Source organism: Mesorhizobium sp. BE184, assembly GCF_031457045.1.
Lineage (GTDB): Bacteria > Pseudomonadota > Alphaproteobacteria > Rhizobiales > Rhizobiaceae > Mesorhizobium.
The window spans coordinates 155980-173525 of sequence record NZ_JAVDVU010000003.1; the positions used below are offsets into that span (position 1 = coordinate 155980).

16 protein-coding genes are annotated in these 17546 nt (G+C 63.8%); 5 read left to right on the forward strand and 11 right to left on the reverse strand.

Annotated features, from left to right (window positions below; translation table 11 throughout):
• Together pyk and J2X35_RS14400 are read right to left on the reverse strand one after the other, a co-directional pair.
• Complete coding sequence (gene pyk, locus J2X35_RS14395) at positions 1 to 1434, reverse strand: pyruvate kinase (RefSeq protein ID WP_310186760.1); 1434 nt, start codon at positions 1432 to 1434, stop codon at positions 1 to 3.
• Positions 1431 to 1919, reverse strand: coding sequence for a DUF1036 domain-containing protein (locus J2X35_RS14400; RefSeq protein ID WP_056116060.1), 489 nt, complete (start codon positions 1917 to 1919; stop codon positions 1431 to 1433). The genes pyk and J2X35_RS14400 overlap by 4 nt, the downstream gene beginning before the upstream one ends.
• 243 nt (positions 1920 to 2162) lie before the next feature.
• On the opposite strand from J2X35_RS14400, the gene J2X35_RS14405 reads away from it, so the two are divergent.
• The 3 genes from J2X35_RS14405 (at position 2163) to J2X35_RS14415 (ending at position 4583) form a co-directional block, all read left to right on the forward strand.
• Entirely contained in the window at positions 2163 to 2960 is a 798-nt protein-coding gene (locus tag J2X35_RS14405) for an N-formylglutamate amidohydrolase (protein ID WP_310186762.1), read from the forward strand.
• A gap of 13 nt (positions 2961 to 2973) precedes the next feature.
• The gene (locus J2X35_RS14410; protein WP_310186764.1) at positions 2974 to 3282 is read left to right on the forward strand and encodes a DUF1244 domain-containing protein; all 309 of its coding nucleotides are present in this window, start codon (positions 2974 to 2976) and stop codon (positions 3280 to 3282) included.
• Between the two features lie 110 nt (positions 3283 to 3392).
• Positions 3393 to 4583 (forward strand): MFS transporter, encoded by a 1191-nt coding sequence (locus J2X35_RS14415; protein WP_310186766.1) that lies wholly within the window; start codon positions 3393 to 3395, stop codon positions 4581 to 4583.
• Here the strand turns inward: J2X35_RS14415 and J2X35_RS14420 are convergent.
• On the reverse strand, positions 4568 to 5455 hold the full coding sequence (locus J2X35_RS14420) for a LysR family transcriptional regulator (RefSeq protein WP_310186768.1): 888 nt from the start codon (positions 5453 to 5455) through the stop codon (positions 4568 to 4570). The two genes, J2X35_RS14415 and J2X35_RS14420, sit on opposite strands and share 16 nt — an antisense overlap.
• A gap of 98 nt (positions 5456 to 5553) precedes the next feature.
• Between J2X35_RS14420 and J2X35_RS14425 the strand changes: the two genes are divergently transcribed.
• Positions 5554 to 6507, forward strand: a complete 954-nt coding sequence (locus tag J2X35_RS14425; RefSeq protein ID WP_310186770.1) for an NAD-dependent epimerase/dehydratase family protein — start codon at positions 5554 to 5556, stop codon at positions 6505 to 6507.
• A gap of 58 nt (positions 6508 to 6565) precedes the next feature.
• Here J2X35_RS14425 and J2X35_RS14430 read toward each other — a convergent pair whose 3' ends face one another.
• The 6 genes from J2X35_RS14430 to J2X35_RS14455 form a co-directional block, all read right to left on the reverse strand.
• Positions 6566 to 6724 (reverse strand): DUF3309 family protein, encoded by a 159-nt coding sequence (locus J2X35_RS14430; RefSeq protein WP_082542463.1) that lies wholly within the window; start codon positions 6722 to 6724, stop codon positions 6566 to 6568.
• A 95-nt stretch (positions 6725 to 6819) separates the two neighbouring features.
• Positions 6820 to 9987: an efflux RND transporter permease subunit gene (locus J2X35_RS14435; RefSeq protein WP_056112360.1), complete on the reverse strand. Its 3168-nt coding sequence runs from the start codon at positions 9985 to 9987 to the stop codon at positions 6820 to 6822.
• 35 nt (positions 9988 to 10022) lie between these two features.
• On the reverse strand, positions 10023 to 11186 hold the full coding sequence (locus J2X35_RS14440) for an efflux RND transporter periplasmic adaptor subunit (protein WP_082542462.1): 1164 nt from the start codon (positions 11184 to 11186) through the stop codon (positions 10023 to 10025).
• Positions 11187 to 11340: 154 nt separating this feature from the next.
• Positions 11341 to 11949 (reverse strand): hypothetical protein, encoded by a 609-nt coding sequence (locus tag J2X35_RS14445; protein ID WP_056112357.1) that lies wholly within the window; start codon positions 11947 to 11949, stop codon positions 11341 to 11343.
• Positions 11946 to 14222 (reverse strand): xanthine dehydrogenase family protein molybdopterin-binding subunit, encoded by a 2277-nt coding sequence (locus tag J2X35_RS14450; RefSeq protein WP_310186772.1) that lies wholly within the window; start codon positions 14220 to 14222, stop codon positions 11946 to 11948. The genes J2X35_RS14445 and J2X35_RS14450 overlap by 4 nt, the downstream gene beginning before the upstream one ends.
• 1 nt (position 14223) lies before the next feature.
• Complete coding sequence (locus tag J2X35_RS14455; protein ID WP_056116054.1) at positions 14224 to 14685, reverse strand: (2Fe-2S)-binding protein; 462 nt, start codon at positions 14683 to 14685, stop codon at positions 14224 to 14226.
• 114 nt (positions 14686 to 14799) lie between these two features.
• Between J2X35_RS14455 and J2X35_RS14460 the strand changes: the two genes are divergently transcribed.
• A complete protein-coding gene (locus tag J2X35_RS14460; RefSeq protein WP_310186773.1) occupies positions 14800 to 15393 on the forward strand; it encodes a TetR/AcrR family transcriptional regulator in 594 nt (197 codons plus the stop codon).
• Here J2X35_RS14460 and J2X35_RS14465 read toward each other — a convergent pair.
• Together J2X35_RS14465 and J2X35_RS14470 are read right to left on the reverse strand one after the other, a co-directional pair.
• Complete coding sequence (locus J2X35_RS14465) at positions 15384 to 16526, reverse strand: patatin-like phospholipase family protein (protein ID WP_056112347.1); 1143 nt, start codon at positions 16524 to 16526, stop codon at positions 15384 to 15386. The genes J2X35_RS14460 and J2X35_RS14465 overlap by 10 nt on opposite strands.
• A gap of 47 nt (positions 16527 to 16573) precedes the next feature.
• A complete protein-coding gene (locus tag J2X35_RS14470; RefSeq protein WP_310186775.1) occupies positions 16574 to 17365 on the reverse strand; it encodes a 3-hydroxybutyrate dehydrogenase in 792 nt (263 codons plus the stop codon).
• Positions 17366 to 17546: the final 181 nt, after the last annotated feature.

Consider the following 17546-nt stretch of genomic DNA (forward strand, 5'->3'; position numbering starts at 1 on the left):
CTACCGGCCGGGGATCTGCGACCCGATATAGGCGATGCGCAGCATGTTGGTGGAGCCGGGCGTGCGCAGCGGAACACCGGCGGTGATGATGACGCGGTCGCCGGTTTTGCCGAAATTCTCCTCCGCCGCGATGCGGCAGGCGCGCTCGACCATGTCGTCGAGGTCGGTTGCGTCCGGGGAGACGACGCAGTGCGTTCCCCACAGCAGCGACAGCCGCCGCGCGGTGTTCAGGATGGGGGAGAGCGCGATGATCGGCACCTGTGGCCTTTCGCGCGCGGCGCGAAGGCCGGTGGCGCCCGAGGCCGTATAGGTGATGATGGCGGACAGTTTCAGCGTCTCGGCGATCTCACGCGCGGCGAGCGAAATGGCATCGGCGCCGGTGGCTTCCGGCTGCGAGCGCTGGGCGTTGATGATGCCGGCGTAAAGCGGGTCCTGCTCGACCTTCTCGGCGATGCGGTTCATCGTGGCCACAGCTTCAACCGGATAGGCGCCGGCGGCGGATTCGGCTGAAAGCATGATGGCGTCGGCGCCTTCGAAGACGGCGATCGAAACGTCCGAAACCTCGGCACGCGTCGGAACCGGCGCCGAGATCATCGATTCCAGCATCTGGGTGGCGACGACCACCGGCTTGCCGGCGCGGCGCGCGGCGCGGGTAATCTGTTTCTGGATGCCGGGAACTGCCTCCAGCGGCATCTCGACGCCAAGATCGCCGCGGGCCACCATCAGCGCATCAGACAATTCGATGATCTCGGCCAGCCTGGCGACAGCCTGCGGCTTCTCGATCTTCGACATCAGCAGGGCGCGGCCGCGCGCGATCTTGCGGGCCTCGGCAAGGTCCTCGGGACGCTGGATGAAGGAAAGCGCCACCCAGTCGACGCCCGCCGCGAGCACGGCGTCCAGATCGGTGCGGTCCTTCGGCGTAAGGGCGCCGACAGGCAGTTCGGTGTCGGGAAGCGAGACGCCCTTCTTGTCGGAAATCGCCGTTCCGGAAATCACCGTGCAAACGATGGAGGTGCCATCGGTCCTGATCGCCTTCAACTCGACCTTGCCGTCATCGATCAGCAGGCGGTGACCGGCTTCAACCGAAGCGAGGATTTCGGGATGCGGCAGGAAAACGCGACTGCCATCGCCGGGTTCAGGATTGTTGTCCAGCGTGAAGGTCTGGCCAGTGCTCAGCGCTTCCTTGCCGTTGGCGAATTTGCCGACACGCAGTTTGGGGCCCTGCAAATCCGCCAGAATGCCGATCGGTCGGCCGACAGCCTCCTCGACTGAGCGGATGCGAGCGACCAGCGTGCGCATCAAATCGTGGTCGGTATGGCTCATATTGATGCGGAAAACGTCGGCGCCCGCTTCGAAGAGTTTTTTCAGCATGGCCTCGTCGGAGGAGACCGGACCTACCGTCGCGAGTATCTTGACCTTGCGGCTACGTCTCATTGACCATTGCTTCCGGGGGCGGCGCTGTCGCCGTCCGTTGCGGGTTGATCGGTCAGCTGGACCATCCAGCTCGCCTGCTCACCCGTGTCGTATTCCTGAAATCCGGCGCGCTGAAAGCCTCTGGCGACGCAATCGGTCACGCCCGCGATCTTGAATTCCTTTTCCGCCACGCACATCGAAATCGGCCCATCCCAGCGGCCACCGCGTTCGGCGTCTTCTGCATAAAGATAATAAAACCGCGATGACAACGGTCCCTCAATCAGCGTCTTGCAGCTTGAACCTTCGATGCGCCACCAGCCTTCGGTGATCCAGCCGGCCTTGGCGCGATAGCCGATGCCGACGCCGACGAGGTTCTGCGTCGCGTTGCAGACGCGAAAATCGGCCCTGGCAGGTGTCGCAACGGCAAGCGGCGCCAGCAGAATGGCGAAAAACGCCAGATGTCCAGCGAAGGTTCTACCCGCGCGCGGCCTGCCGGCGATGGTCATTCTCAAGCCCTTGAAGAACGATGTAAGCATGTTCAGACGCCCTTTTCGGAAATGTCCGGGCGCATGTCAACGCGGCGATTTGCGTAAAATCAATCGATTTAGTCGCAAGCAGACATCAGCCCGGCAAACCCACAGACAGATTCTGCAAAAACCTTGGCCAAACAACGGCGTTGCGCGTCTGTCCGCTTCGTGGAATGAGGTTAGCAGCAATCGCGCAACGAACCCGACCGATTTTTCCCGCCGATGACCCGATCCACAGTTTTTGCGCCGTTCGAGACCATCGAAGGCGACCGCAAGCGGGGTCTGGTTCTGGTCGCCGACCATGCGCGCCGTAATCTTCCCGAGGAGTATGGCGATCTCGGTCTGCCGGCTTCGGAGTTCGACCGCCATATCGCCTACGACATCGGCGTGGAGATGGTCCTGCGCGAGCTTGCCGCGCTGCTCGATGCGCCTGCCGTGTTCGCGACGTTCTCGCGGCTGCTGATCGACCCCAACCGCGGCGAGGACGACCCGACGCTCATTCGCCAGCTTTATGACGGCACCATCGTGCCGGCGAACTATCCGATGTCGGACGAGGAGCGGGAGAGGCGGCTCGACCTGTTCTACCGCCCCTATCATGACGCCGTCGGCGCCATGGTGGCCTCGGTCGCGGGGGCGAGCGGGGCGGCACCCTTCGTCTTTTCGGTTCATTCCTTCACCCCGACCATGCAGGGTCATATCCGTCCGTGGCATGTCGGCCTGTTGTGGGACCTTGACGACCGGGCGGCGCGGCCGCTGATCGATGGGCTGGCGGCGGACGGCAGCCTGACGGTCGGGGACAATGAGCCCTATGACGGTGCGCTGCGCGGCGACACGATGTACCGGCACGCCGTCGTCAACGGTTATGCGCACGCGCTCATCGAAATCCGGCAGGACCTGATCGCCACCCAGCAGAGCGCGCTCGCCTGGGCGCGGAGATTGGCGCCGATCGTTGACGCGGTGAATCGCCGTTCCGATATACATGAGGTGAGACGGTTCGGTTCGCGCACCGGCCCGCTGTGACGGAGCAAGGTTCATGACCAGTTTGAGCGAAGAGCAGAAACGCGATCTGGAAGCGGCGGCTTTCCGCCGGCTGGTCGAGCATCTGCGCCAGCGCACCGATGTGCAGAATATCGACCTGATGAACCTCGCCGGCTTCTGCCGCAACTGCCTGTCGACCTGGTACGGCGAAGCGGCGGCGGCGCAAGGCATCGATCTTTCGAAGGAGGACACGCGCGAAATCGTTTACGGCATGCCCTATGCCGAATGGCAGGCGCGGCATCAGACGGAGGCGTCTGAGGCGCAGAAAGCCGGTTTCGAGACCAATCGCCCGAAGGATCACTGAATAACGGACTACCCTCGATCTGGTCCAAGAGTTGTGGCATCCGCCGTCTTGACTGGCAATTGAATCGATCTAATTTGCCCACCAATTCGATTTAACCGCCGGATCCCCTCATGCCTGCATCAACCCCCCTGCAATCCGCAGCTCAGCAATCCGCTTTTCGCGGCCGTTGGGCCGTGGCGGCGATGTTCTTCATCAACGGCTTCCTGACCGGCAGCTGGGCGCCGCAGATTCCGGTTTTTCTGGCGCGGCTCGAGATCAGCAAATTCACCCTCGGCCTGCTGATCCTGGTCTTCGGCATCGGAGCGCTGACCTTCATGCCGCTGTCGGGCTACCTGATGTCGAAGCACGGGTCGCGCGCCGTCCTGCGCGGCTTCGCGACGGTCTGCGTCTTCGGCCTGCTTCTGGTGGCGCTGGCGTCCAACGTGCCGCTGGCGGCGGCGGCGATGTTCCTGTTCGGCGGGCTGATCGGCGGCATGGACGTGGCCATGAACGCCAATGCGGTCGCCGTCGAACGCCGGCTATCCAGGGCGGTCATGTCCTCCTCGCACGGGTTCTGGAGCCTTGGCGGCTTTGCCGGCGGTGGTATCGGCGGTTTCTTCATCCAGACGTTCGGCCACCTCGCCCATGCGGGCACCGTCACAATCGTCGCCGCGGTGATCCTGGTGGCGGCGGCGCGCTACCTGGTCACCGACCCGACGCCGCAGGCGCAGGAACATCACAAATTCACCCTGCCGAGAAACCCGGCGGTCTATCTGGTCGGCGTCATGGCGCTGTTCTCGATGGTGCCGGAAGGGGCGGTGCTCGACTGGGCGGCGCTCTACCTGCAGCAGGAGCTTGGCAGCAATCTCGCCACGGCGGGCCTCGCGTTTGCGCTTTTCTCCGGCGCGATGGCGCTGATGCGCTTTGCCGGCGACGGTGTCCGCAACCGCTTCGGCGCGGTGCGCACCTTGCGGGTGTCCAGCCTGATCGCCGCCGGCGGCATGCTGGTTGCCGGGCTATCACCATGGCCTTGGCTGGTCATCGCCGCCTTCGCCGTCACCGGTCTCGGCATCGCCAACATGGTGCCGATCGCCTTTTCGGCCGGCGGCAACCAGCCGGGCATGGCGTCGGGCACCGGCATGAGCGTGGTCACCACCATAGGCTATTGCGGTATCCTGATGGCGCCCTCCGCCATCGGTTTCGTCGCGGAACATACCGGCTTCTCGCCGGTTTTCATCGCGCTGTCCGGCCTGCTGGTGATCGTCTGCCTGATGTCGGAACTGGCCCGCTCCGCCGATTTCGCCCCTCAACCGGCCGCATAAAGCTTCAGTTCCTCGAAGAGGAAATCAGAGACGCGGCGCAGGCGCACACTGGTGCGCACGTCGCGGTGCATGGCGAGCCAGACCGGCAGGACGGGCAGCGGCATATCCGGCAGCACGATTTCGATCAGCGGGTCGCGGCGGGCCAGCGGCTCCTGCCCGATGCCGACGCCGTTGCCGGCGCGCACCGCCTCCCACAGCACGATCTGGTTGTCGGTGCGGAAGCGGAAGGAATCGCGCGTCACCGCCACGCCGATCTGGTTCAAGCCACGGATGATATCGTCGCCACGGTCGAAGCCGATGAGATGGTGGCCGAGGAGGTCGGCGGGCTGGAGCGGCCGGCCGTGGCGTTCCAGATATGATGTGGCAGCGCAGGCCCGCAGTTCGATGTCGGTGACCTTGCGCGCCACCAGTTCGTTCTGCGCAGGCCGCACCATGCGGATGGCGATGTCGGCATCGCGGCGCAGCAGGTTCTCGATCTGGTTGGAGGCGACGATCTCGACCGCGATGCCCGGTTCCTCGACGCCGAGCCGCGCCATGATCGGCGGCAGCACATAGGCCGCCACGACTTCCGATGCGGCGATGCGGACCGTGCCTTCGATCGCCTCGACCGAGCCCAGCGCCAAAAGCGAAAATGCCGTGGCGTGCTCGTTCACGGCCTTGCCGCGTTCATAAAGAGCGAGACCGGCCTCGGTCAGGGCGTAGCCGCGCCGGCCGCGCCGGAACAGCGTCACGCCCAGCGCCTGTTCGAGATCGGCGACATGGCGGCCGAGCGTCGGCTGGCTCAGGGCCACACGGCGCGCCGCCGCCGACAGGCTGCCGGTCTCGGCCACGGCGACAAAGCTTCGGATCAGGTTCCAGTCGAAATCAGTCATATATTCAAATATGAATAACAAGAAGACAGTTTTGGAGAATATCCATTCGTATTCGATACGATCATATCTGTGCTCCCAACGCAACATGGAGCAAAGACATGACCAGCATTGCAGTTCTCGGCGCGAGCGGACGGCTTGGCCGCGCCGTGGCAAAGGCCTTTCTCGACGCCGGCTACGATGTCGGCGGCGTGACCCGGAGCGGCAAGCTTCCGGCTGAACTCGCAGGCGTGACTGCCATCACGGCCGACGCGCTCGACCGGGAGGCGCTGACCCAGGCAACGCAAGGGTTCGACATCGTCTTCAACGGGCTGAGCCCGGTTTATTCGGACTGGAGCAGCGTTCTGCCGATGGCGGAAAACGTCATGGCGGCCTGCGCGGTCAACGGTGCGGTGCATCTGTTTCCGGGCACCGTCTATAATTACGGCTCGCCCATCCCCGCCGTACTGACCGAAGAGACGCCGCAGCATCCGACGACGGAGAAGGGGCGCATCCGCCTCGCCATGGAAACGCTTTTCCGCAGCGAAGCCGAAGCCGGTCGCGTCCGCACCGTGCTGCTGCGGGCCGGCGATTTCTTCGGCGGCAAGGGGACCGGTTCATGGTTCGACCTGGTGACGGCCTCGAAAGTTGAAAAGGGCGTCTATACCGCCGCCGGACCGGTGGACCTTGTCCATGAGTGGGTCTATCTGCCGGATTTCGCCCGCGGGTTCGTGATGCTGGCGCAGAACCTGGACAGGATGGGTGCCTATGAGGCGCTGCATCTACCCGGCCATGCCGTGACCGAACTGGAGATGAAGGCGGCGGTCGAGAAGACGATGGTCCGGCCGCTCAAGTTGGCCTCGATGCCATGGTGGGTGCTCCGCGCCGGCAGCCCGTTCGTGCCGATGTGGCGCGCCATCGTGTCGATGTCCTATCTGCGGTTCGAGGCGCACCGGCTTGCGTCGGACCGCCTGGCAAGCCTCATCGGCGAAATCCCCCGAACACCCCTGGATCAGGCGGCGCGGGAAGCGCTGCGTGATCTTGCGCTGTTGCCGGTGGAATCGCAGGCAGCCTGACAGCAAAAAAGTGGCGGATGCCGGCAAGCATCCGCCGCTCGAGTACTCGGGAAATGGGTCAGATCCGGCCCATGAGAAGCAGGATCAGCACCACGACCAGAATCACGCCGACGATACCGGACGGGCCATAGCCCCAGCTGCGCGAATAAGGCCAGCTTGGAACGGCGCCAATGAGGATAAGAACCAAAATAATGATGAGAAGTGTACTAAGCGTCATGACAAGCCCTCGCTTGGGAATGTTGCAATGACACAACAATGCGAAAAGGCCGTCCGGGGTTCCCGGACGGCCTTTTTGCGTTGTTAGCCAGATCCCTATTCGGCGGCCTTGGGGTAGGCCACATCCGTTTCGGTTGAGAGCTGAGGCTCGGCTTCGCTCGACACCTTGCCCTTGCCGCGCTTGAACAGGCGGCGGAAGAAAGCGTGGACCTTGCTGTCGTTGCTGCGCGTGAAGATCATCAGCATGGACGGCGTCACGATCAGCGTCAGAACGGTGGCGAAGGACAGGCCGAAGACGATCGCCGAGGACAACGCGATCCACCACTGCGTCGACGGCGCGTTGATCGTCGTCTCGCGGTGGAAGATTTCCAGGCCCAGTCCGAAGGCGATCGGCAGCACGCCGAGAATGGCCGACAACGCCGTCAGCACCACCGGCCGCGCACGTTCGCGGCAGGTCTGCAGCACGGCTTCGAGCTTGTCCCAGCCTTCCTCGCGCAACCGGTCGTAGGTATCGATCAGCACGATGTTGTTGTTCACCACGACGCCGGCCAGCGCGATGAAGCCGATGCCGGACATGACGATGACGAAGGTCTGGCCCGTCAGCAGCATGCCGAGCAGGGCGCCGACGATGGCCATGACGACGCAGGTCAGCACCAGGAACACGCTGGTGAACTTGTTGAACTGCGCCAGCAGCACGATGCAGATCAGGAACATCGCCGCGCCGAAGGCCTTGGCCAGGAACGCGCCCGCCTCGGCGCTGTCCTCGTTGGAGCCGGCCAGTTTCCAGTCGATGCCCGGCTGCGCCATCTCGCCGACGACCTTGGTGACGGCGGCCTGGACCTCGGCGACCTGAAAGCCGCTGGCGACATTCGCCTGGATGGTGATGGTACGCTTGCCGTCGATGCGGTTGAGGATGCCGACCGTCTGTTCGGGACTCCGCGTGACGAAGTTCGAGATCGGCACCGAGCCTTCGGCGGTTTCGACGCGAAGCTCGTCAAGCGACGACAGCGTGCGGCGATCCTCTGGCAGGCGCAGCCTGATATCGACGGCGTCGTCGGCGCCCGGCGGACGATAGTCGGTCAGCTTCAGGCCCGTCGTGACCAGCTGCACGACCGTGCCGACCGCCGTCGGCGACACATTGTACTGGGCGGCCTTGGCGCGATCGACGACGAGGTTCCAGTCGACGCCCGGTGGCGGCAAGCCGTCGGTCATGTCGATGACTCCCGGAACCTTGGCGACCGCCCCGGCGACCTTTTTCGCGTAATCGTTAAGGCCGGTGGGATCCGTCGCCGAAAGCTCGACCTGGATTGCCTTGCCTGTCGGCGGTCCCGCATCCGGTACGCGGACCTCGACGTCGACGCCGGGAATGCCGGCCATCGCCTTGCGCAGATCGTCGAGGATGGCGTGCGCCGGCTTACGCTGACGCCAATCGACGAACTCGTAGTTGATGACACCGATGACGTCTTCGGGAATGTCCTGGCCGCCGCGCGTCTTGCCGACCTTGGTCAGCACGGATTTGAGGCCGGGCCAGCCGAGCATCCTCTGTTCGGCGATGGTGGTGGCGGTATCCATCTCCTTCAGCGACAGGTTGCCGCGCGCATGGACGTAGAGAAGGCCGTAGTCAGGCTCGACCGCCGGGAAGAACTCGACGCCATTGCCGAATTTCACATAGGCGAACATGCCGCCGCCAAGCAGGGCGATGGTCAGCACCACGGCGGTAATCGGGAAATGCACCGCCTTTTTGACGATACCCATGTACAGTCCGTCGCGATGCTTTTCTTCATGCTTCGGCGCCTTGCCGATGATCGCGCCGATCGACGGCGCGAAGATCAACGCATAAGCCATCGACGCCGCGAGCGTGACGATGAGCGTGATCGGCAGATACTTCATGAAGTCGCCGACGATCCCCGGCCAGAACAGCAGCGGCGAAAAGGCCGCGATACGGGTAAGCGTCGCCGCGATCACCGGGCCGGCCATGCGCTTGGCCGCCTCCTCGAAGGCCTGGACCTTGTTCATGCCTTCCGCCATGCGGCGCTCGGCATATTCGGTCACGATGATCGCGTCATCGACCAGCATGCCGACCGCGAGGATCAGCGAGAAAAGCACGATCATGTTGATCGTGTAGCCCATCAGCGCCAGCAGCAGGATGCCCATCAGGAACGACGACGGGATGGCGAGGCCGATCAGCAGGGAAGCGCGGCCCGACAAGGCGTACAGGATGACGATGAAAACCAGGATGACCGCGATCATCACATGGTTCTGCAGGTCGTTGAGAAGCTGGTTGACGAAGGTCGACTTGTCCTGGGTGTAGGTCAGTTTCAGATCGGGAAGGGTCGCCTTGTTCTGGGCGACGAATTCCTCCGCCACCTTCTTCGCACCTTCGATCGTCTCGACCACATTGGCGCCGATGCGCTTTTTCACCGCGATGGTGATGGCGGTCTTGCCGTCGATGCGCGAGATCGTTTCCGCATCCTTGAAGGTCGAGCGGACGGTTGCGAGGTCGCGCACCTTGACGACGGCATTGGGTCCAGCCACGACGGGCAGGTTGGCGACATCTTCCGGGGTCTCGATCAAAGCCGGCACCTTGACCGCGTACTTGCCTTCCGCGCCTTCGATGGCGCCAGCTGCGACGAGGCTGTTCGACTGGCCGATGCCCTGGATCATCTGGTCGAGGCGCAGCCCGTATGAGGCAAGCCGCATCGGGTCGATGATGGCCTCGACCAGTTCGTCGCGTGAGCCCTGGATTTCGCCTTCCAGGACGCCCGGAACTTCCTCGATGCGGTCGCGCAGCGTCTTGGCCGCGGTGGTGAGCGCGCGCTCCGGCATGTCGCCCGACAGCGAGATGAAGATCACCGGGAATTCGGACAGATTGACCTCGTTGACGGTCGGCTCCTCGACGCCGCTCGGCAGATCGCGCTTGGCGTCCTGCACCTTGTTGCGGGTGTCGATCAGCGCGTCGCCGAGATCGATCGACGGGTCGAACTCGACGATGACATTGGCGCCGCCCTGATAGGCGTTGGACTTCATCTCCTTGAGCCCCTTGAGGCTCTTGAGCTGCGATTCGACCGGTCGCAACAAAAGACGTTCGGCGTCTTCCGGCGAGATGCCCTGATAGACGAGGCTCACATACATGATCGGAATGGCGACGTCGGGTTCGGCTTCCTTCGGCACGCTCTTGTAAGCGACAGCGCCGGCAATGATCAGGAAGACGAGGACCGACAATGTCAATCGCGCATTGTTGATCGCAAGCTTGACGATATCCATGGTTTGACCTGCAGTTCGTTCGGCGTCCCGGAGGACTAGTTTGTCGATGCCCCGGCGTCTTCCAACAGCTTCTTGAGCGCGGCAGGATCAGCATCGACGGCGTCGACCTGAATGCCTTCCGTGACCAGATCCTGCCCCTGTACGATTACCTTCGCACCGGCGGGAATGCCGGCCAGCACCAGGCCCTGCGGCGTGTCGTCGACCAGATCGATCGGATAGAAGACGACCTTGTTGTCCTTATCGACGGCGCGGATGCCGAGATCGCCCTTGTCACCGAGGGTGACGACGGAGCGCGGCAGAACGACCGCGTCGGTCGGCTGGGCGGCCAGCGTTATCTCGGCGGTCATGCCGGCTGGAATGGCGCCGTCGGCATTCGGAATGGCGATCTCGATGCGGAAGGTGCGTGTAGCCGACGACGCATCGCGGCTGATGTAGCGCACCGTGCCCTCGACATTGTTGCCGCTGACCAGCCGGACATTCGCCTTGTCACCGGTCTTGAGATAGCGGAGGTCGCGTTCGCTGACCTCGCCGCGCGCGATGACAGGATCGAGGCTGAGCACGGTGGCGACTTCGCCGCCCTGCATGACGGCGCTGCCGAGTTCCACGGGAACACGATCGACGATGCCATCGAAGGGCGCTTTCACTTCGTTGCGGGCGAGGTCCTGTTCGGTGGCGTCGAGCTGTGATTCAGCCGCGGCCATGGCCGAGCGCGCCGTATCGAGCTGGAGCTTTGGAATATTGCCCGTCTGCGCCAGCCGTTCGGCGGCCTTGAGCTCGGCGCGGCGCTGCACCAGCACCTGCTGGGCATTGGCCACGGCGGACTGCTTTTCCTCGGCGGCAAGCGCAAGGATCAGGTCGCCGGCCTTGATGCGCTGGCCCTGCTTGACCGGCAGTTTCTCGATGACGCCGCCGACACGCGTGGCAAGCACCGCGCGCTTGTCTGCTTCCGTCAGGCCCGAGATGCGAATGGCGCGGGCATGTTCGCTGCGCGGCGGCACGACGACGCCGACCTTGCGCAACGGCGCCTTCTCCGGCTCGGCGGCGTTCTGCTGCGCGGCCGGCTTGACAGCATTGTCCGTCTTTTCGGCATCGCTGTTGGTGGCGCTGCCGACCGAAGAGAATTCTCCGGTGGCGACCCAGGCCGCGAAGGCGATGAGCACGACAATAGCTGCGAGCTTGTGAAACTTGAAATTCCGCATGTTCTCTAATCCAGCGTGCGATGACCGGTCAGCACCGTTAAGGTCTGGCGCCGCCGCATATGGGGTTCGGCTGGGCCTTGTTCAAATTGCCGTGATCGGCGGGGTTTTTCTACGCGATAGTTGCACTGCAAAACAGTCAGAAAAGTTGATAAGGCTAATCAATTGCCGGACATGGAGCGCCGGCTTTCGACCATGCCTCTATTGCCTGGTAGGTCTCTTCGGCGGAGCCTGGCGCGGGCTCCCGACCGGGGCCGGGCGCCCATCCCCAGCCGACCAGCTTGTCGTCGCGCACATGCACCGCGATTTCGGCCAATGTGCGGCCGCCATTGCGGGCCGGGTCCTTGACCTGGGCGCAAATCTCGGCGGACGATTTGTCAAACCAGACCATTTCAGCCGGCGCCAGATGCCAGTTTGGCGCCCCCGGAGGGCCATGCAAGATGTTGGAATTGCTGGAGAAATGGCATGTCGTGCAGCGCAGGCCCGGATTGCCGAAGCCGGAACCATCGGTGCCGCGCTGGACATTGAAGGCATGAACGCGGGTTGCGCCATAATGCGCGCCGGACCAGCGCGGACGGTCGTCCTCGACATGGCAATTGGCGCAGCGCGGATGCGAAAAAACCTCGTAGACCTTTTGCCATTGCGGCAGTCCGGCGGCCGTGTCCACCGCCAGGGCAGGCGGCGGCGCGGCCTCTTGTGCAGGTGCGAGATGGACGCTCGCAGCCAACATGGCAGCAGGCGTCAGGATGATGAGAAACCGTCTCATGCGAAGCGCACCTCCCTGGACAGGGGCAGACTTCTCAGGCGCTTTCCGGTCAGTGCGAAAATGGCGTTTGCGAGCGCCGGCGCTGCCGGCGGCGTGGCGATTTCGCCGACGCCGCCCATGCGGTGGTAGTTCTCCAGGATCGCAACTTCGAATTGCGGGCACTGGAAGATGCGCATGCAGTCGAAATCATGGAAATTCGATTGTTCAACCGCACCGTCGGTGAAAGTGATTTCCTGATTGACGGCGGCGGACAGGCCATAGACCGCGGCCGAGACGAGCTGCGCCTCGATGATGCCGGGATCGAGCGCAGTGCCGACATCGGCGGCGATCCAGACCTTCTCGATGCGGATGCCGGCGGGCGTGTCGGCGATCTGCACGACCTCCGCCACCCAGCTGCCGAAGGATTGCGTGAAGGCGACGCCCTTGGCTCTGCCGGCCGGCAGCGGTTCACTCCATTTCGAAATTTCGGCGACCTTCTCGATGACCTTCACGGCGGCGGGGTAGGCGGCCATCAGCTTGCGGCGCAACTCGACAGGGTCGGTCTTGCCGGCGACGGCGATCTCGTCGAGGAAACCCTCGTGGAAGAAGCCGTTGACGGAATTGCCGACCGAGCGCCAGAAGCCGATTGGAATGTCGATGGGCGCGGCAATGGCGGTAACGCGGTAATCCGGCACGGTATAGGGCTGGTTGTAGGCGCCGTCGACAATGGTCTTGTCCGGGCCGAGCGCCGGGATGGACGGGTACAGACGCCGCAGAACGCTGGCCATGATCGACGGCGAGGCGATCTTCATGTCGATCGCCACCGGCAGGCCGTCATCGCCGAGGCGCGCCTGGAATTTGCCGAGCGCAGCCGGCCGATAAGTGTCGTGGCGCGTGTCCTCCTCGCGCGTCCATGTGACCTTGACGGGTCGTCCTTCCGTTTCCCTGGCCATCAGCGCGGCGCAGAGCGCGTAGTCCATCTCGATGCGCCGCCCGAAGCCGCCGCCGAGATAGGCGGTGTGGACGATGACCCTGTCCTGATCGACGCCGACAGCCGCGGCGCATTGCTCGCGCACCAGCGTTGGCGACTGGTTGCCGCACCAGATTTCCAGCGCGCCGTCCCTCAGCTGCGCCGTCGCGTTCATCGGCTCCATGGTGGCGTGGGCGAGATACGGCACGAAATAGTCGGCCTCGACGATCTTCTCGCGCGACGCATCGGCGAAAGCGGTATCGACATCGCCGTCGTCGCGCATGGCCGAACCGCCGTTCGAGGCGAGGGCATCGGCCAGGGTTTTCGCGATCGCGGCGCTATCGGCTGGATAGGCGGCCTTGCCCCACTCGACCTCGATCGCTTCAGCCGCCTTGAAGGCGGCCCAGGTGTTTTGCGCGATGACGCCGAAGCCGTGGCCGTATGTCGTCTCCAGCGGCACGATCTTGACCACGCCCGGCATTTTTTCGGCTTTGGAGAGGTCAGTCCTTATCGGCGCCGCGCCGAAGCGCGGGCTGAACTTGACGGTGCCGTAGAGCATGTCCGGCAGCCTCACATCGATGCCGAAGACCGGCGCGCCGGTGACCTTGGCCAGCATGTCGACGCGCTTTTGCGGTTTGCCGAGCAGCTTCCAGTCCTTTTTCTCCTTCAAGGCGACTTCGGACGGCGGCGACCTCGCAGCAGCCTCGGCAGCCAGTTCGCCATAGGTCAATGTGCGGCCTGACTGCCGGTGCAGAACCTTGCCGTCGGCGGTCTCGAGTTCGCCGGCTGCAACGCCCAGCTTCTGTGCAGCGGCAGCGATCAGCATGAGGCGGGCCGCGGCGCCCGCCTGGCGCATCTTGTCCCACCCGTCGCGTATGGACGAGGAACCGCCGGTGCCCTGCAGGCCGAGGAACTTGCCCACCACGCCCATGCCGTTGCGCGTGGCTTCCGCCAGCGTGCTCTCGTCGAAGAAGGCGAACGGACCGCCCTCTTCCAGGATGGCGGCGTTGTAATAGGCTTTCGAAGTCGGGCCGTGCTCCACCCGCACCTGTTCCAGCGTCACGTCCAGTTCCTCGGCGACAAGGGCGGCGAGGGTGGTCGAGACGCCTTGTCCCATTTCCTCGCGAGGCGCGATGACGGTGATGGTGTTGTCCGGTGCGATCTTCACATAGGGATTGAAGGTCGCCTCGCCGGCCGCGAGCTGGTCGTCAAGCGGATTGGCGTAGGGCTTGCGGTAATAGTAGTAGCCGACGGCCACGCCGCCGGCGACGGCGGCAGCGCCAATCAGGAAGGTGCGGCGGGCGATCTTGCCGATGCTGGCCATCTCAGGCCCCCGCCGTCTTCAGCGCGGCTGCCCGCTTGATGGCGGCGCGGATCTTCGGGTAGGTGCCGCAACGGCACAGATTGCCGCCCATGGCGTTGTCGATGTCGGCATCCGTCGGGCTCGGGACCTCGTCCAGCAGCGCCACGGCGCTCATGATCTGTCCGGCTTGGCAGTAACCGCATTGCGCCACCTGCTCCTCCAGCCAGGCCTGCTGGACCGGATGCAGCTTTTCGGCGCTGCCGATGCCTTCGATGGTGGTGACGGGCCCATGGACCTCGCCCACCTTCAACACACAGGACCGGACGGGCGAACCATCGACATGCACGGTGCAGGCGCCGCAGGCGGCGATGCCGCAGCCGAACTTGGGACCGGTCTTGCCGGCAAGGTCGCGCAATGCCCACAGCAACGGCATTTCAGGATCGGCGTCGATATCGATCGATTGTCCGTCGACGGTTAGGCGCACGGGGATACCCTCGTTGTCGTCCATGCAGTTCGTAAGCCGCCGGCTCATCGCCAACTTCTGGACATCTTGACAAAGTTCGTCATTTTGTCAACAAGCTGTTTCGAAGGAAGAGCCGTGAGCGCAAGAGAAGACATTACCGAGGACCCGAAACGCGCCCGTGTGCTGGATGGGGCGTTCAAGACCTTCCTGACCTATGGCTTCGCCAGGACCACGATGGACGACATCGCCAAGGCGGCGGACATGTCGCGGCCGGCGCTCTATCTGCTGTTCAAGAACAAGACCGACATCTACCGCGCCACCGCCATGATGCTGCTCGGACGTTCGGCCGAGTCGGCCAAAGCTGCGCTGCAAGGCGAGGCCACCTTCGCGCAACGGGCGACGGATGCGATCGAAGTGGGGCTGATCGGCATGATGCAGGAAATCGGCGATTCTCCACACGGCGCTGAACTCCTCGACATGAAATCGATCGTCGCCGATATCGCCCTGTGCTGGCGCGACCAGCTGGCCGGCCATATCGCGGACGCCATAGACGAGGAAGCCTCCGGCAATCGCATCGACCTGCAGGCGAAAGGCTTTTCCGCGCCGCAGCTCGCCGACATCCTGCTCGATGGGCTGGAAGGTATGAAGTCGCGCATCAGCAATGTGGAAGAGAAGCGTCAGGCGGTCGCCGCTTTGGTCAAGGTCATCGACCTCGCGCTTCACGCCTGACGGCGCACCGCCGCGGGCTTGCGCCGGGTCGCCAAAAATTCGCGGACGCGGTTGCCGGCCTTCGGTGTGCGCACCGGGCCTTGCACAGGCTTGTATCCGTCGTCGAGTTCGCCGGAGAGATCAAGCGTCGCGCTTTTGCCAACCGCTTCGTAGTTCGTTTCCAGCCAGTCGCTGGCCGCGGTGCGGCCGAGGTCGCACAGATATTCGAGGAACGCCCATTCGGCGTTGACCTTGGACGACGCCGACAAATCCTTGAAGGCGTCATCGGCATCGATGCGGTGCATGCGGATGTCTCTGTATTCACCGTGCGGCAGGCGGTCCGCGGCGATCAGTTCCTTGACAAAGGCTATGGAGCGGAATTCGCGCAGCAGGCCGGCGTTGAAGGTGATCTCATCGACGCGATTCTGGATTTCGTTGGCGGTCTTCGGCGTGCCTTCGCGCACGACAGGGTTGATCTGGACCAGCAGGACGTCGTCGCTCTCGGCTGCCTTGAAAAACGGAAACAACGCCGGATTTCCGCCATAGCCGCCATCCCAATAGGGCACGCCGTCGATCTCGACGGCGCGGAATATCTGCGGCAGGCAGGCCGAGGCCATTACCGTATCGAGATCGATCTCGCCATCGGAAAAGACGCGCAGCTGGCCGGTCTCGACATTGGTCGCCGAGATAAAGAGCTGCATCGACTTGCAGGCGCGCACATTGCGGAAGTCGATCTCGTGCGCCACCGCTTCCGCCAGTGGATTAAGGCCGAGCGGGTTCGCGACATAGGGTGAGAACACCCGCGACATGGTGTCGAACCAGACATAACCCGGCGTGTTCTCGATCGACCAGTTGCCCCACAGAACATCCCAGGGCGCGCGCTGCACAGGGCTGAAGCGGCCCTTGCGCGCCACGGAGCGCCACAGCGCTTCCAGCCTTTCGCGAGCGCCTTCGGTTCCACCGCGCACGAAGCCGTCGGCGAGCGCCACAGCATTCATGGCGCCGGCGCTGGTGCCGGAAATCGCGGCGATCTCCAACCTGCCATCCTCCAGCAGCCGGTCGAGCACGCCCCAGGAAAAGGCGCCGTGCGAGCCGCCGCCCTGCAGGGCGACGTTGATCTTCTTTTTCTCCTCCGCCTTGCCGTTGTCGGCCATGGCGTCGTCCTTTCGATTGATTTTCAGATGTGGACTGGGTGGCTTGCCTATTGCGCCACCCAGCCGCCATCGACCGAGATATGCGTGCCGTTTATCTGCGCGGCGGCGTCTGAACACAGGAAGACAGTGGTCGCCGCGACCTGTTCGACGCTGACGAATTCGCGCGTCGGCTGCTTTTCCAGCATCACTTCGCGGATGACCGTCTCGCGGTCCATGTTGTGCGCCTTCATCTGGTCGGGGATCTGCGCTTCGACCAGCGGCGTCAGCACGTAGCCGGGGCAGATGGCGTTGCAGGTGATCTTCTCCCGCGCCAATTCCAGCGCCACCGTCTTGGTCAGGCCCATGATGCCATGCTTGGCCGCCACATAAGCGGACTTGAACGGTGATGCGACCAACCCGTGCGCCGAGGCGATGTTGACGATGCGGCCGCCGCCGGCGTTCTTCATCAGCGGTATGGCGGCGGCGATCGTGTGGAAGGCCGAGGACAGGTTGATGGCGATGATGGCGTCCCACTTTTCAGCCGGGAAGTCCTCGACCGGCGCAACATGCTGGATGCCGGCATTGTTGACGAGGATGTTGACCGATCCGAAGGCCTGCGCCGTCCTTTCGACGAGCGCGCGGCATTCCGCACCCTTCGACATATCCGCCTTCACATAGAGCGCCCTGACGCCGTGTTTTGCCGCAATTGTCGCGGCGACCTTGTGGTCGGCAGGCGTGTCGGAAAAGGAATTGACGACGACATTGCAGCCCGCGGCCGCCAACGCCTCGGCAATCGCCTTGCCTATGCCGGAGGTGGAGCCGGTGACGATTGCTGTCTTGCGCGGTGTCGGGTCTGTCATGACGGGGTTCCAGGATGAGGGCCGAGCGATGTTGCAGTGCAATATATGGCGGGTTGACGACGAGACAAATAGCGCGAAACGTGACGCTGGGGAAAGTGCGCTACCGACGAAGGCAGGGTTCGGGATCACGCGATCGTCCCGCCGAATCGTCGAATCGTCGTTTCCGGAACGAAAAAACTTG